This is a genomic window from Corynebacterium sp. Marseille-P3884 (assembly GCF_017942225.1).
In the GTDB taxonomy this organism is placed as follows: domain Bacteria; phylum Actinomycetota; class Actinomycetes; order Mycobacteriales; family Mycobacteriaceae; genus Corynebacterium.
This window is the reverse complement of record NZ_JAGKSD010000004.1, coordinates 58,689-74,238: the sequence shown is the minus strand read 5'-3', so window position 1 is coordinate 74,238 and position 15,550 is coordinate 58,689. Positions and strand designations below refer to the sequence as shown.

The following is a 15,550-nucleotide window of genomic DNA, read 5'->3' as shown; positions in this document are numbered from 1 at the left end:
CTTTTAGGATCGCCGGGGTGAATGACTTCGGCACTTTTTATTACATCCTCGAATACACCGGTGTCCTGCTCGCCGCGATGGTCGGCGGGTCTGTGGCCAAGAACATGAATTTCGATGTGGTCGGTTTCGGCTTCATCGCCCTGATCTCTTCCCTCGCCGGCGGCCTCATCCGCGACTGTTTGCTCAGCAACGGTCCGGCTGCCGCCCTCCAATCCCCCTGGTATCTCATCATCGCGGTCATCGGCGCCGCGATCGCCTTCTTCGTCCAGATTGAGGGCGCGCTGTGGGACCAGGTCCGCTTCTACCTCGACGTGGTCACTGTCGGTGTGTGGTCGGTGGTGGGCGCGACCCACGCGATCGTCAACGATCTGTCGTGGATCGCCGCACTCCTGCTCGCCGTGATCACCTCCACAGGCGGTGCGCTCGTCCGCGACGTGGTGCTGGGCAAGATCCCGGCACTTTTCACGTCGCAGAAGATGCTCGTCTTCCCTTCGCTGCTCGCCGGCGCGATGACGCTAGGCTTCACGCACTTTGGGGTCAAAGCGTGGGTCGGCATGCTGATTTCTTCGGTTGCTGCCTCAGTGATGTCCATGGCCGTCTACTGGGTCAGCACCGCCCGCGCCCACCAGCCGACACGTACCGAACGCTCCCTCGACCGCCGCATCGCCGCCGAGTTGAACATGTCCCCCGATGACTCGGTGACGAATATTGCAGACGCGATCGCCGACGCTAAGGACGAAGACGTCCTGAACCTCATCCGCATCTATCTCCACGACGAGGTCCTCGAACGCGCCGGCACCTCCCCCACCGCCGCGAGCCGGTAGCGCGGCGGTGGCTAGGCCTTCGACTCGTTCTTCGACTGGCGGCGGAAGATGCCGATGAAGACGAAGATCAGCAGGCCGATCGCGATCCAGTTGGCGACCTTCGCGTACTGCTCGAGCACGTAGACGACGGGGTCGCCGATCATCCAACCGAGCCAGAAGTACAGCAGCGTCCACGCGGTCTTGGACAAAAAGTCGAGGAGGAGCATCTTCTGCCACGACATGCCCGTCGCGCCGGTGAGAACGAGCACGACGAATTTGATCGGCAGCGGAATGGGCAGGTAGGCGAGGAAGATGGCCAGCCAGCCGAGTTTGTGGAACCAGCGTTCAACCCGGTCGATATTCTTGCCCATGCGCGGGGAATTCTCCGCCTGCACCTCGAGCATGCCGCGGCCCCAGAGCTTGCCGGCCCACCAGTAAACCCAGTCGAATTTGATCGCCATGAGCGAGCCAATGAGCACGTACCAGATCCAGCCTGAGGCCTCCCCGATCGAGGCGAGCGCGCCCGTGGACGCGGCGCCGATGCGGGAGCCAGTCAGTGCCAGCAGGATCGGCGGCTCCAGGCCCAGCAGCCACGCGCGCAGCGGGATCAGCGCCAAGCCGAAGATGCCGACGAAACCGAACCAGCCCAAGCACCAGTAGTCCTCTTTGGTGGGCTTGGAATTCCACGGCATGCCGGGCTCTTCCCACCATTCGCGCTCCGCTTCGTTGGCGGCAGGCTCACCGCCGGTGGGCTGATCCGCCGGAGGATCAGCCGGTTCGTGTCCCGGTATCGGCTGGTGTTCTTCGTTGCTGGTCGACGACATGGTTCATTAACCTACCGCGTCGATGCCGCGAAGTGTCAGCGCGCCAGCGCCTGCGCCACCTTGCGCGCGTGCGCGATCACCGCGGGCACGCCGACTCCACCGGCCCAGGCACCGGTGGCGGAGATTCCGTCGACATCAGCAAGCTGCTTCTCGACGTCCGCCACCACCTGCACATGTCCCTCATCGAAGCGTGGGAGACCGCCGAACCACCGCTGGACGTAAATCTCCTCCAGTCCTGCTTCGCGGCCGTCGAAACCGGTGATGGTGGCGAGGTCATCGAGTGCCCAGTCGACGAGGTCGTCCTCGTCGGCGCGGATGGCGATGTCGTCGCCGAAGCGGCCGAAGCTCGCCCGGACGAGCGCGCCGCCGCGCTCTGCAAGGTGCGGCCACTTGCGCGACGAGAAGGTGAACGCCTTAGTCGTGACATCATCGGCGCCTGTGGCCACGAGGACACCGGAGTTCTCCGGCAGGCCTTCGTCGGTGGCAAAGCGCATGCCCACCACGACCGAATTGGCCAGCTTCACTCCAGACAGCGTCGTGGATACCTCCGGTGCGACCTGCTTGAGCAAGAGAGCCGCCGTCGGCGCCGGCACGGCGAGAATCACGTGGTCGTAGACGGTGTCCTGGCCGCCTTTGAGGCGGAAGCCAGTTTCGACCCGCTCGATCGCGGAGATGAACGCGTCGATGTAGATATCCGCACCGGATTTCTCCGCCAGGGCCTCGTAGACCTCCTGATAGCCGTCGCGGAAGGCGTTGAACACGGCACCGTGGCCGGTGGGCAGCTCCTTGCGCTTTCGGGCCTGCTGTTCTTCCAGGTTCTGCACGGCGGTGGACAGGTGGACGGTGCGGTCTGGAGATTCTGCAGCGAGGCGGTCGAATTCAGCGGCCAGCTGCGGGATCGTCGCACGCACGCCAAGGTCGTCGGCTGTGCAGGAGTACACTCCGCCGAGCAGCGCAGACACGATATTGTCCACCACCTCGTCGCCGTAGCGCTCACGCACTAGCGCGCCGACATTCAGGTCGCCTTCCGCGGGCCAGGTGAAGCCGGGGCGGGAGGATTCTTCGTCGATAAGCTTCGCTGTTTCGTCGGACACGAGATGCGCGACGCTCTCCGAGCGCCCCGGGATGCCCATGATTCCGGCCGTGGGAAGCTGGCGCGCTTGCCCGTCGACCCACACGAGTGAACGCAGGCCGGACGGCTCCACGAGCGAATTTTTCAGGCCGAGCTCGGTGAAGAAATCCACTGCGTCTTGGCGCCGCGCCATGAACGCTTCGGCGCCCATGTCCGTCGGGCCGCCCTCGAAAGCGACGGTGTGCAGCTTGCCGCCGATCCGGTCGGTGGCTTCGTAGACGTCGACCTTCGCATCCGTGCCGCGGAGTTCGTACGCGGCGGTGAGTCCAGCGAGTCCTGCGCCGATAATGGCGATTTTCATTAGCTCTCCTCGTGAATAATGCGCACAGCTTCGGTGATGGCCTCGGCATCAGTGGTGGGCAGCACGCCGTGGCCGAGGTTGAAGATATGGCCCGTGGCGGTGCCATCCTCGATCGCGCGAGCGGCCTCGGCCTTGATCCGCGCGACCTCCTCGCGGACGACGTCCGCACCGGCAAAGAGCATCGCCGGATCAAGGTTGCCCTGCAGCACGCGCGGCGAGGCGAAACGCTCCGCGGCGCGGTCGAGCGGAACACGCCAATCGACGCCCATGACCTCGCTGCATGCCTCCGACATAGCGCCGAGCAGCTCGCCCGTGGACACGCCGAAATGGATGCGCGGGATCTCGCCCGCGACCGTCTCCAGGATCTCCGTCGAATACGGCAGCACGTGGCGGCGGTAGTCGGCCTCGGTGAGGAAGCCTGCCCAGGAATCGAAGAGCTGCATCGCGTCGATGCCCGCGGTGACCTGGGTGCGCAAGAACGCCGTGATGGTGGGCACCAGGCGGCGCATCAGCTCGTGCCACGTGTCCGGGTCGCCGTGCATCATGGCTTTGGTCTTCTCGTGGTTCTTGCTCGGCCCGCCCTCGACGAGGTAGCTGGCCAGCGTGAACGGCGCACCCACGAAACCGATGAGCGCCTGGGTGTCGTTCAACTCGTCGAGAATGTGGCTGATGCCCTGGGCGACCTCATCGACCTCGTGGTCGAGGACCGGCAAGTTGGCCACATCCTCCTTCGTGCGGATCGGTGCACCCATCACCGGGCCGCGGCCCGGCACGATCTCCACGTCCACGCCGGCGGCCTTGAGCGGCACGACGATATCGGAGAACAGAATCGCCGCATCCACATCGTGGCGGCGCACCGGCTGCAGCGTGATCTCCGCGAGCAACTCCGGCATGAAGCACGAGTCCAGCATGGCGATGCCTTCGCGCACTTCGCGGTATTCCGGTAGGGAACGGCCAGCCTGCCGCATGAACCACACCGGGGTTCGCGACGGCGTGCGGCCATAAGCGGCCTCCACAATGGGGGCTTGATTCAGCTCACGTCGGGTCATGCAGTCCATTGTGGCCCATCGGTGCCACAGGTGTCACAACCGGTTGATCCGGGGGAAACGTCGCGCACGCATCGACAGCACTTCGATGAGCAAGGAGGCACCGAGCATGAGCACCGTCGCAACGATCGGCGGGATCACCCCGGCCACCGCGGCGACGAGCACAGCGATGTTGTATCCCCACGCCAGAACCTGGTTCCGGTCGATGATCGCGCCGACGCGCTGCGCGTGAACGATCAACTGCGGCACCGCCATGACGTCGTTGCGCAACAGGACCGCAGACAGTTTACGGCGGCGCTGCTGACCGGTCTCAATATCGTCGGCGGTGGCGGACATCAAACTGACATTCGCTGCCCGCAGCGCATCCGTGATGGTGTTATCGCCAACCGCGGCCACGCGGGCACCGCCGGCGCGGAGATTGCGGATCGCGCCCGGCTTGCGGTCGTGCATGATGCCGGCCAGCACCGTGGACACACCCAGGTAATCGGCGTAACGGCGCGCGACGGGATACGTGTCGCGTGTGAGCATCACCGTCTCCAGCCCGCGTGACTCCAAGGCCATGACAGCTGCATCGGCATCGTCCTTGAACGGGTCGAATAGCGTGATCACGCCACGGTTCTTGCCCTTCCAGCTCACCACCACAGGGGTGCCGCCGGATGTGGCCGCCACCGCCAAAGCGCCGTGCAGGTTGGACAAGTTCACCGGACGCCACAGCTGTGCATCCACCTGGGTGGCAGTCTCGTGGCCTTCCTCGTCGACATAGATCATCGAGATCCTGCCCGCCATGTCGCCGCTGGGGTGCTGGTCCATGCTGACCAGCTCGTAGCGCACAGGCATATGCGGATCATCATCCGACTGGGAGCGAGCCTCACGCGCCCCGTGCACCAGAGCGCGGGACGCCGGGTGGGACGACTCCATGGACAGCGCACCGGCGATGCGCAGCACCATTTCCTCGCTCTCCCCGTCCAGCGCCGTGACGGATTCGATGAACATCTTCGACTCCGCCAACGTGCCCACGCGGTTGAACACCACGGTGTCCGCATCCTCGAGGGTGCGCAGAGTCTCGCCGTCGCGTACGAGAATGCCGTTGCGGGCGGCCGATTCCACGCCCAACCGCAGCGCCAGAGCCGGCGACAGCGCGAGCGCCGGCGGGGCGACACCGGACAGCACCGCCAAAGCGGTACGCAACGCGGCGTTGTAATCTTGGGCGATCAAACCCCACAGGATGAAACTGAAAAACGCCACAGTCATCGCCACCGGCAAAAGCAGCGCCGCTGCGCGGGCGTACTGCACGGACGCGTAGCGCTGGCGGCGCTCCACATCGGTCAGCCAGTGGTGCACCGCCTGCCAACGGGTGGTGTGGCCAGTGCGCTGCGCACGAACCTTGATCTCGCCCTCGCGGATCACGGTTCCGGAGTAGACGACCGAACCGACCTTGACGTCCATCGGCTCGTGCACGTCGATCAAGCCCGGCTGCAACAGTGCACGGCCGCCCATGATCTTGCCGTCCACCGGGATGGTCTCCCCCGCGTGCACGACGATGTCATCGCCGCGGTTGATCTCCGCGACCGGGATCATCTCCTCGGCACAATCCGCGCCGCCGCGCTTTTTACTAATACGGGTGTACTCAGTGTCGGGAGAGACAGTGGCGTCGGTGAGTTCGTCGATAAGCAATGTGCGCGCGCGGATCGAGTACCGCCGCCCGATGAGCAGCAGCGTCGTGATGCCGCAGGCGACATCGAGGAAGAGTTCCGGGCCGTCGGCCGTGCCCGGCGCGAAGGCGAACCAGGAGAATGTGGAATGCCAGCCGCGATGGCCCGTCGGAGCGAATGCGATGACGGCGGCCGACCACACATACGCGATGATCGCCGCGGTCGAACTCGCGCCGTCGAGCGCCGCGATGCCCCGGCGCACACCGCCCAGCATCGCGCGGTGGAACGGCAACGCGCACCACGTGACCACCGGGGTGGCCAACGCCAGCGACACCCACTGCCAGCCGTCGAATTGGGCGGGCTCGACATACGCCATCACCAGCACCGGAATGGTGAGCACCAACGCCAGCCACATGCGGGCCGGGGTGACGAGGTCGCGAGCGGTGTAGAGAACGTCCTCGTGCTTGTGCTCCTGGCGGGGCTGGCCGTAACCGGCCCGGCGCGCCTTATCCATCGAGCGGGCGGCCAGGCGGCGGCGCCGGCGCATGCGGCTGGGCATGTCCTTTACCGGCTTGCGGCGGATATGGTGCTCGGCTGTCTGCGCCCGCGCCGCATAACGCAGCAGGGACGTCTCCGACATCGTCGCTGAGATTCCTTGGGCGGCGAAGGCCTCCAGGATCACCATGGGGCTCATCGTGTCCGGCGCAGTCACCCACGCTGTGGAACTGGGGTAGACGATGCGGCACTGGACTCCGTCGAGTTCTTCCACCGCCTCCTCGACTTCGTTCACGTCCGGAACAGCAGGAAGGTCCTCGAGCAAGAACGAGTAAGAGACGTGCGGGCGGTCCGGCAGGTCACCGACACCGACAGCCGCCCACCCGGAGTGGTCCGAGCTGTCCGGCTCGTCGCCGATGGCGAAGCCGGCCTTGCGCGCGGCCTCGTGCGCGTCCTCGATGGAGCGGCCCAGCGCGCTCGACTCCGATGAATCGGCGGAATCGATCCCTTCAGCGACTTCATAGTTGCCGGTCGCTTCCTCCGGCTCCGCCGGGGCAGACGCTGCGTCTTTGTCGTCGTAAGTAGCGGAGTCCCCGCTCTCTTCAGCGTTGTCCTGCTCCCCGTCGCCGGAGGTCTCGGCGTTGTCGGTGTCGTCGGAGTTTTCGGAACCGTCGGTGTTGCACTCCTCATCGCTGTCGGAGTCTGGGCCGATCGCGCTGGTATTCGCCGCAATTTCGGCATTTTCCGCTGTCTGGCGGATCGAGTCCTTGCTCAAGAATCCGCTGGTGTCCGGGTCGCGGACGTCGTCTTCGCTGTGTGCCATGTCGTCTCACCCCTTTCCGTGCTCGGCCATGATCAATTCGTCTTTAGTCGGTCAATACTGTTCGCTCCCCCAACCCCGTGTTGTGGGCTCACAGAGCGACATTAAAATCGCGGGCTCATCTTATCCACGAATGCGTTGGAGTCCGGCCGGAAGGTGAAGAACAGGCCGAAAGCCAGCACAATCACGATGGACATGGCCGCCCAGACCGAGAGAACCTTCGTCAAAAATGCGGCCAGGTTGAGAAAGAGCGCCAGGCCGATGAACACGCTGGCCCAGCGGCGCGCGGAACGGCTGCCCTGGCGGAAGAATGACGCGGCAGACACCAGCAGCACGCCCAAGATGATGTTGCCAAAAGCAGCGACGCGCATATTGGTCATGAAATACCCGCGCAGGGATTCGTCGATCCCGTCGGGAAGGCCCTGGCTGAGCAGGGTCATTGCGCTGAGCAGCATGAGTACAGCCGCGGCGCAGATCAGGTAGAAGCCGATCTGTAGCGGCCGCGGCCATTCATCGCCCGCCTGCCCGGCAGAGCTGCGACGGTTCGCATCGTCCGGGTGGCTGAGCATCGTGGGGAACATTCCGGCCATGGTCGTGTGACTTCCGATCAGGTTCAAACAGGACTGGAATCATTATGATGGCCGCGTCCGCCTTTAGCATCTTGCTTGGCAATCCACTTCTTGGCTTCGTCCTGCTGGGCGAAGATGAGGCCGCAGATTCCGGCGACACCGGCGATGATCTGGATGATGCCGTCAAGCGCCACCACCGCAGTAGGAATCCCATCGGTATGCGCGCCGACGACGAGGAAGACGGTGATCATGCGCAGCAGGAAATAGCCGGAGAACACCATCAGCAGCATGGTGGCATTCTGGGCCCATTTCTTCCGCCGCGCGATCGCTTTCAGCGCCAGCGCAAGCAGCAAAACAACCGCGAGCGCGAACAGCCCCATCAGCGCGATCGCGATGTAGACGATCAGCTTGACCTGGTCGTCGCTCACGGCTTCTGCACCACCGACGGACTTATTCGCCTCGCGCGCGGATTCCATCAGCGCCGTCGGATCAAGCAGCGCCATGGCCACGCCGAAGAGTTGATGCACGAGCTCGGCGCCGATCATGACCGCCCACGCAAGGAGCAGGTAGCGCACGGCCTCCGGGGGTTTGTGCGGGTCGTGCGCGTCACGCTTCCCGCTTGTCGACGCCCCCTTGTCCCCCGCATTTCCCACCGGCATCATTCCGGGATTAGGCACGGTCATCGCTGCCCCGCCTTGTCCTCGCGGCCAGTGAGAATGCGTGCCGCGTCGAGAGCGAAGTAGGTGAAGATCTGGTCAGCACCAGCGCGCTTGATGGACTTAAGCGCCTCCATCATGGTGGCATCGCGGTCAGTCCACCCATTGGCACCGGCGGCTTGGATCATCGCGTACTCGCCGGAGACCTGGTAGGCCGCCACTGGCACCGGGGACATCTCAGCGATCTTGGCCAGCACGTCGAGGTACGGCAGGGCGGGCTTGACCATGACGAAGTCCGTGCCTTCCGCGAGGTCGAGCTCCACCTCGAGCAGGGACTCGCGAATATTCGCCGGGTCCTGCTGGTAGGTGCGGCGGTCGCCGGTCAGCGAGGAGCCGACGGCATCGCGGAACGGCCCAAAGAACGCCGAGGCGTATTTCGCGGAATAGGCCATGATGGCCACATCCTGGTAGCCAGCGTTATCGAGTGCTTCACGGATGACCTCGATCTGGCCGTCCATCATTCCCGAGGGGCTGACAATGTGCGCGCCGGCTTCCGCCTGCGAGACCGCCATCTTGGTGTAGAGCGGCAGCGTGGCATCGTTATCCACCACATCGTTGCCGTGGGCGTCAGTGACCACGACGCCGCAGTGGCCGTGGTCGGTGAATTCGTCCAGGCACGTGTCGGCCATGATCAGCAGGTCCTCGCCGAATTCTGCGCGCAGGCGGGCAAGCGCACGGTTCAAAATGCCGTCAGCGGCCCAGGCCTGGGAGCCTTCCGCGTCCTTGTCCTCGTCGAGCGGCACACCGAACAGGTCCACGCAGGGAATGCCGAGTTCGACTGCTTCGCGGCAGATCTCCACCAGGGAGTCCATGCTGTGCTGGTACACGCCCGGCATCGAGGGGATCTCACGGCGCTCGCCGTGCTCGCCCAAGTCGTCGGCGATGAACAGCGGCAGGATGAAATCCGTCGGGTGCAGCTGGGTCTCGGCGACCATCGCGCGCATCACGGGGCTGCGGCGCAGCCGACGCGGACGGCGCACGGGACCAGCATTCTGGGGGTTCAAAGCTGAATCAGACACGCACCCCATATTAGGAACTTCGTGGTGCAGGAAAAAATGGCTGTCCGAATGCAGTTTTAGGAACGGCGCGAGCGGCGCTTCTTGCGCGGCGGCGGCAGCTGGCCTGCGGCGCGGAGTCCGGCGACATGCTCGGCCAAAGCGTCGACAAGCGAGGGCACGTCAGCGACCTCGGGCACGACGTCGACACGCAGACCCTGCTCCTTCGCCTCTGCCGCGGCCATCGGGCCGATGCACGCGATGATGGTGCGCGCGTGCGGCTTGCCCGCGATACCCACGAGGTTCTTTACCGTGGATGCCGAGGTGAAGCAGACAGCGTCGAAGCCGCCGGTCTTGATCATGTCGCGTACTTCCGGTGCGGGCGGCGCGGCGCGGACGGTGCGGTAGGCGACCACGTCGTCGACCTCCCAGCCCTTCTCCAGCAGGCCGTCGACAAGCACATCGGTGCCGATATCGGCGCGTGGCAGCAGCACGCGGCCCACCGGGTCGATCTCTTCGACATACTCCGGGAAGACATCCACGAGACCCTGCGCGTTCTGCTTCGTGCGGTGCGGGAGCAGCTCCGGGAACATGCCGCGGGCGCGGATCGCGTCGGCGGTCTTGCCGCCCACGGCCGCGAGGTGCACGCCCGCAAATGAGCGCGCGTCCAGGCCCAACTCCTCGAATTTGTCCCACACGGCATTCACACCGTTGACGGACGTGAACACGATCCACTGGTAGCGGCCCTCGACGATGCCCTTGATCGCACGATCCATCTGGGCCGGGTTGCGCGGCGCTTCCATCGAGATCGTCGGCACGGACTGCGGGATCGCGCCGTAGGAGGTCAGGCGGGCATTCATCGGCCCCGCCTGCTCCTTTGCACGCGGGACGAGCACGCGCCAGCCGTACAGCGGGCGGTTCTCCCACCAGGAGTACTTCGAGCGGTCGTCCACGGCAGTACCAATGGTGACCACGAGGGTGCCGTCCAGGTCTGCGTCGAGTTTGCCCACTGTCCCCAGCGTCGCGTCGAATGTGCGCTGCAGGCGCGTCGTGCCGTTGACAGTGACGGTCAGCGGCGTCGTCGGCGCATATCCGCGCGCGGTGAGCTCATCAGCGATGACCGGCAGGTGGCGGGCCTCGCCCTGGAGAACCAGCGGCTGCGGAGCGGCAGCCAGGCCGTCCCAGTCCACAGGCTCATTGCCCAGGTCAGCCTCCGTGTACGTGGAACCGAGACCGATGCCAGCGAAAGACGGGACAGTCGACGGCAGGGACATGCCCGGCACGACCTGGAATTCCAGGCCGGCAGCGGCCACGGCGGAGATCTCCTCCATGATGGCGTTGCGGGTCAGCGGGTTGCCCGCCACGAGGCGGATCACATCGCCGTCGCCCGCTTCCCCGCGGTCGATGGCGGCAGCTGCCTCGCCCAGCGCGGTTTCCAGCGGAGCGACAATGCCTTCGCCCTGCGGCGCGGCATCGCTGAGCTCCGCAGCCGTCGGGCCCGCCGGGCGCGGCGGCTTGCGTCGGGCTCCCGCTTCCTTCGCCTTCGCGCACATTTCCTCGTAGGCCTTCTCCGCGGCCTTCCGCTTGTCCTCCGGCACGGGCAGGCCGGCACCGACGACCTCCCGCACACCGGCGGAGACGTCCGGGTCGACTACTGCGACGGCATTGCGCTCGAGAACTTCGCGGGCGCGAATAGTGAGCAAATCCGGGTTGCCCGGACCTGCACCGACGAAAATCACTTTCCCCTTCGGCACGTTCACCTCCACAGAGGTTGCAGACGTGTTTTCGTCCGCGGAAAGCGGCATGGCAGCACTCGTCATTGACTCAAATCTTTTCTAGGCAGATCGCGACAATTCTTACTTACAAAGGTGCGCATCGCGCCTGCTTGAGACCCCGGAAACACGCAAGGGGGACCAGATGGGAAGCGGCGCTGACGGCGTATGGTAACTACACCTTAATTTAGTAGCGCGATTTCAAGAAATTACCGCGGGAAACGGCGTTTAGAGGAAGCGGGCGGCGCCGCCGTCGAAAAGCTTTTTCGCCACCTCGCGGCCGAGCTCGACCGGGTCGGTGCCCGTTGCTTCCTCGACGAGCTGCGCGGAACCGTCCAACGCGAATACGCCGCCGCGCAGGGTGATCAGCTCCCCGTCGATCGTCGCACTCGAAGCAACCGGCGCTGTGCAGCCCGCCTCGAGCTCAGCGAGCACCGTCCGCTCGGCCATCGCGCATTTCGTGTCCTGAGCACTGACAAGCTTATCGACGGCCGCCCTCGCGTACTCGTCGTCTGCCCTGCACTCCACAGCCAACGCACCCTGGGCTGGCGCCGGCATGAACTCTGCCGGGTCGAAGACCTGCGTGGCGTTTCCGCCCAGCCCCACTCGGGTCAGACCCGCGAAGGCCAACACCACTGCGTCGAGCTCACCGCTGGTGACACGTCCCATGCGCGAATCGATATTGCCGCGCAACGGGCGGATATCCAGGTCCCGGCGCATCGCCTTGAGCTGGGCAATACGCCGCGGCGCAGACGTGCCCACCTTCGCGCCTTCCGGCAGGTCCGCAAGCGTCATCCCGTCGCGAGCGATCAGCGCTTCACGACGGTCCTCGCGTGCCGGAATCACCAGGTGCGTGCGCGGCTCATCCGCCGTCGGCAAGTCCTTGAACGAGTGGACGGCCACGTCCGCCTCGTTATCGAATACCGCCTGTCGGATCGCCGTGGTGAACACCCCGACGCCGATGCGCTCCACCGGCGCCTGGCTCAAATCGCCCGCGGTGGTGACGATGGTGAGCTCGGCGGGGTACCCGGCGCGGATAAGCGCATCGCGCATGTGCCCCGCTTGTGTCTGCGCGAGCTTGGAACCGCGCGTGGCCACGCGCAATGTCCGCTTCCCAGCGTTGTCTTTCTCAACCGTGGTCTCGTTCGCGTTCGTCACTGCTCGTTTCCTTTCTCGCAGAACCCGGACAGCGAATTCTTCTCGAATCTGCCCGCGGACTTGATGCCGGTCGCGTCGCCTCCGGCTAACCCTGTCGTCGTGTCTTTGCCGCCGGTGAGCCCGAATAATTCCTCGATGGCGATCTCGTAGCTGACCTCATCGGGTGACGCCGCGAGCTCCTTGATCTTCACTGTCGGCTGGTGAAGGAGCTTGTCCACCACGCGCTTGACCGTGCGGGAGACCTCTTCAAATTCGTCCTCATCGAGCTGCGGCAAACGCGAGCGCAACCGATCCAGCTCCGCTTTCGCGGTCTGCGCCGCATTGACGCGCAGCTGTTTGACCATCGGCGCGACATCGCGCACGCGCTGCTCGCCGCTGAAATTGGCGATCTCCTGCGCGACGATCTCCTCCGCGCGGCGACGCGCCAGGCTGCCTTCCTTCGTCGAGCCCGGATTGACATCGCCGTCTGCGAGTTTCGCGTGCAAAGCCTCGATATTGATCAAGGTGACGCCGTCCAGCTTCTCCACCGCGTCGTCGATATCGCGTGGCAGCGACAAGTCCACCAGTGTCGCCGGACCCGAAATGTCTTCAGCCGTGATCGTGAAGCCGTCGCTCGCCGTGGCGGAGACAGCGATATCCACGCGCGACAACGCACCCGCCCGTGCCGAGAAATCGACCACTTCTGCGGCCAAGCCTGCCTCGCGCGCGTGCTCGGCGAGACGCTCCGCGCGCGAGCGTGTGCGGTTAGCCAGGATGAGCCGGCTCACGCCACGCTTGCCCAGGTTCGTCGCCGCGAGCGACGACATCGCGCCTGCACCGAGCACGAGCGCCGTTTTCCCCTCGAGGGTGTCCGTGCCCATCGCCTTCATCGCCTCATCGAGCGCGAAGGTCACCATGGACGCCCCGGCATCGTCGATCGCTGTCTCGGTGTGGATGCGCTTACCGGTGTGCAGCGCCGACTGCGCCAGCGCATGAAGCGCCGGGCCGATCGTGCCGCGCTCCGCCGCATCTTGGTAAGCGGCGCGCACCTGCCCGATGATCTGCTGCTCCCCCACCACCATGGAGTCCAGGCCGGAAGCGACCCGCATGAGGTGCTCGGCGGCGGCATCGGCGTAGCGGACGTACAGGTAGCCGCGCAGCTCAGCAACGTCCACGCCGGAAAAGCGCTCCAGCACGCGCAGCACGTCGTTGACGCCCGTATGAAAGGCATTCGTGACCGCGTACACCTCGAGCCGGTTGCACGTGGAGATGATCATCGCCTCAGACAGGCTCGGCTGCTGCGTGAAGACCTCGCCGGCCTCGTTCTGCACGGCGTCGTCCATGCTCAGCCGCTCCAGCAGCGCAACGGGCGCCGAGCGATGGGACATGCCCACCACGAGAACACTCACGAAAACTTCCTCCAGACCAGCTCACTGGGGCATCCGGCGCAAAGGCACCGTGCCACAAGTCAACCCAAAGACTACCCCCGGCATCCAACCAGGTCACAAACGCCCAGCCGTTCCGGGGTCACCCGCGGTGTGCCCCCAGCTCCGCGGCGAGCTCGTCATTATCCACTTCCCAGCAGGCGAATTCCTCGCCGTCGATGACGATCACCGGCACCCGGTCGCCGTACTCGAGCGCGAGTTCGTCGTCGGTGTCCACGTCCACCGTCACCAGCCGTGCCCCGGCGGCACCCACGACAGGGGTAATCTGCTCCACCACGCGCGAGCACGAACCGCAGGTCTGCCGGACCATCACTTCCACCAACTGGGGTTCTGTATCGCCGCGTGACATATATGGGGCTCCTTCTCGTCGATGCGCATCTGCGAAGGCTTACGATGGTTAATCAGGCTACCTGTCCCGCACCCCCTTCCAAAGGAGACCACCCCGCCGTGAGCCCCGACAACGGTTCCCTCCCCGGCCGCGATTACCTCGCACAATGGTCCATTTCACGGGGCAATCTGCGCCGCTTCATCGAGGAGACTGCGCTTCCGCCTATCGACGACGACCACCAGCGCGCCGCCGGTGAAGCCGCCGCCGAAGCAGCGATCCAGGAGACCTTCGGCATCGGCATCGAGCAATTCGCCACGGGCGTCGATTCTGTATCCGGCGCCGCGGCGAACGCCGGCGGCATGCGGCTGACCCCGCCCGACCCTGACATTCCGCAGCACTCGAGCGCCGCCGCCTTCTTCGACGTGGACAACACCCTGATCCAGGGTTCCTCGCTGATCCTGCTCGGCTTCGAGTTGTTCCGCCGCAAATTCTTGAGCTTGGGCGAAATCTTCCCGTACCTCGTCGCGCAGGTCCAGTACCGCGTCTTCGGTTCGGAGCTGCCTGATGCCATGGGCTCAGGTCGCGAAATGGCGCTCAACTTCGTCAAAGGCCAGGAAGTCGATGCACTGAAGGAAATGTGCAGCGACATCGTCGACGACCGCCTGATCGACCGCACGTACGCCGGCACCCGGGAGCTCGCCGGAATGCACATCGCGGCCGGCGAACAGGTCTGGCTCGTCTCCGCCACCCCGGTGCAGATCGGCCAGTTCCTCGCCGTGCGGATGGGCTTTACCGGCGCACTGGGCACCGTCGCCGAAGAAAAAGACGGGAAATTCACCGGCCGTCTCGTCGGTGACATCCTCCACGGCCCCGGCAAGGCCCACGCAGTGGCGGCACTCGCCGCCATTCAAGGCCTCGATCTGGCCGAATGCACCGCTTATTCCGATTCCGCCAACGACATTCCCATGCTGTCCATGGTGGGCACTCCGGTGGCGATCAACCCGGACAGCAAGCTGCGCAAGCACGCCGAAGAGCACGGCTGGCTCATCCGCGACTACCGCCCCGTCCGCCGTCTGCTGTTCAGCTGGGTGCTGCCCGCGGGACTCGCCGCTGGCGCCGCTGGCGCGTTCTTCTGGCGCCGCCGTTCCAAGCGATAAGAAAAAGCGCCCGATCCTTCCCCCTGGTTTAAAGGGAGTAGCTCGGGCGCTTTTCTTCTGGGCGTGGTTTACTTGCCCAGCTTACGACGCTGAACGCGGGTACGGCGAAGCATCTTGCGGTGCTTCTTCTTGGACATACGCTTGCGGCGCTTCTTGATCACTGAACCCATCAGGTTTCCTCACTTTTCGTCTGTCGTACGTACAGTTCCCTACCGCATCCGCCGGCTGAAACATCGTGTTCAGCGGCGCGTCCCAGGGTGCACTCCCGGGCCAGAATCGAGGAAAATCTCGATGCACGGCACGAATACTGCGAAAATTCTACCGCTGTGGCAGGTCGAAACCAAAAATCAGACCCTGC

Annotated in this window: 14 protein-coding genes; 2 read left to right on the top strand and 12 right to left on the bottom strand. The window is 65.0% G+C overall.

Annotated features, from left to right (window positions below):
• Positions 1 to 17: 17 nt before the first annotated feature.
• Positions 18 to 824 carry a TRIC cation channel family protein gene (locus tag J5Y21_RS03435; RefSeq protein ID WP_210572869.1) on the top strand — a complete coding sequence of 269 codons (807 nt, stop codon included), beginning with the start codon at positions 18 to 20 and terminating at the stop codon, positions 822 to 824.
• A gap of 11 nt (positions 825 to 835) precedes the next feature.
• Here the strand turns inward: J5Y21_RS03435 and J5Y21_RS03430 are convergent, their stop codons facing one another.
• The 11 genes from J5Y21_RS03430 to J5Y21_RS03380 all read right to left on the bottom strand — a co-directional run bounded on the left by J5Y21_RS03430 (position 836) and on the right by J5Y21_RS03380 (position 14,056).
• Entirely contained in the window at positions 836 to 1,627 is a 792-nt protein-coding gene (locus J5Y21_RS03430) for a VTT domain-containing protein (protein WP_210572867.1), read from the bottom strand.
• A 35-nt stretch (positions 1,628 to 1,662) separates the two neighbouring features.
• Complete coding sequence (locus tag J5Y21_RS03425) at positions 1,663 to 3,060, bottom strand: protoporphyrinogen oxidase (protein ID WP_210572865.1); 1,398 nt, start codon at positions 3,058 to 3,060, stop codon at positions 1,663 to 1,665.
• Positions 3,060 to 4,109: a uroporphyrinogen decarboxylase gene (gene hemE / locus J5Y21_RS03420; protein ID WP_210572863.1), complete on the bottom strand. Its 1,050-nt coding sequence runs from the start codon at positions 4,107 to 4,109 to the stop codon at positions 3,060 to 3,062. The genes J5Y21_RS03425 and hemE overlap by 1 nt, the downstream gene beginning before the upstream one ends.
• 33 nt (positions 4,110 to 4,142) lie before the next feature.
• A complete protein-coding gene (locus tag J5Y21_RS03415) occupies positions 4,143 to 7,076 on the bottom strand; it encodes an HAD family hydrolase (protein WP_210572862.1) in 2,934 nt (977 codons plus the stop codon).
• 101 nt (positions 7,077 to 7,177) lie between these two features.
• Positions 7,178 to 7,663, bottom strand: a complete 486-nt coding sequence (locus J5Y21_RS03410; protein ID WP_210572860.1) for a hypothetical protein — start codon at positions 7,661 to 7,663, stop codon at positions 7,178 to 7,180.
• A gap of 23 nt (positions 7,664 to 7,686) precedes the next feature.
• Positions 7,687 to 8,325 carry a hypothetical protein gene (locus tag J5Y21_RS03405; RefSeq protein ID WP_210572858.1) on the bottom strand — a complete coding sequence of 213 codons (639 nt, stop codon included), beginning with the start codon at positions 8,323 to 8,325 and terminating at the stop codon, positions 7,687 to 7,689.
• Positions 8,322 to 9,386: a porphobilinogen synthase gene (hemB, locus tag J5Y21_RS03400; RefSeq protein WP_210572856.1), complete on the bottom strand. Its 1,065-nt coding sequence runs from the start codon at positions 9,384 to 9,386 to the stop codon at positions 8,322 to 8,324. Before hemB ends, J5Y21_RS03405 begins: the two co-directional genes overlap by 4 nt.
• A gap of 47 nt (positions 9,387 to 9,433) precedes the next feature.
• Entirely contained in the window at positions 9,434 to 11,158 is a 1,725-nt protein-coding gene (locus tag J5Y21_RS03395) for a uroporphyrinogen-III synthase (protein ID WP_246874924.1), read from the bottom strand.
• A gap of 195 nt (positions 11,159 to 11,353) precedes the next feature.
• The gene (gene hemC, locus J5Y21_RS03390) at positions 11,354 to 12,283 is read right to left on the bottom strand and encodes a hydroxymethylbilane synthase (RefSeq protein ID WP_210572854.1); all 930 of its coding nucleotides are present in this window, start codon (positions 12,281 to 12,283) and stop codon (positions 11,354 to 11,356) included.
• Positions 12,280 to 13,671: a glutamyl-tRNA reductase gene (locus J5Y21_RS03385; protein WP_210572853.1), complete on the bottom strand. Its 1,392-nt coding sequence runs from the start codon at positions 13,669 to 13,671 to the stop codon at positions 12,280 to 12,282. The genes hemC and J5Y21_RS03385 overlap by 4 nt, the downstream gene beginning before the upstream one ends.
• A 118-nt stretch (positions 13,672 to 13,789) precedes the next feature.
• Positions 13,790 to 14,056 (bottom strand): glutaredoxin family protein, encoded by a 267-nt coding sequence (locus J5Y21_RS03380; RefSeq protein ID WP_210572852.1) that lies wholly within the window; start codon positions 14,054 to 14,056, stop codon positions 13,790 to 13,792.
• Between the two features lie 98 nt (positions 14,057 to 14,154).
• Here J5Y21_RS03380 and J5Y21_RS03375 point away from each other — a divergent pair, with 98 nt between their 5' ends.
• Complete coding sequence (locus tag J5Y21_RS03375) at positions 14,155 to 15,192, top strand: HAD-IB family hydrolase (protein ID WP_349236923.1); 1,038 nt, start codon at positions 14,155 to 14,157, stop codon at positions 15,190 to 15,192.
• Positions 15,193 to 15,260: 68 nt separating this feature from the next.
• Here the strand turns inward: J5Y21_RS03375 and J5Y21_RS03370 are convergent, their stop codons facing one another.
• Positions 15,261 to 15,362, bottom strand: a complete 102-nt coding sequence (locus J5Y21_RS03370) for an AURKAIP1/COX24 domain-containing protein (RefSeq protein WP_003855542.1) — start codon at positions 15,360 to 15,362, stop codon at positions 15,261 to 15,263.
• Positions 15,363 to 15,550 lie beyond the last annotated feature (188 nt).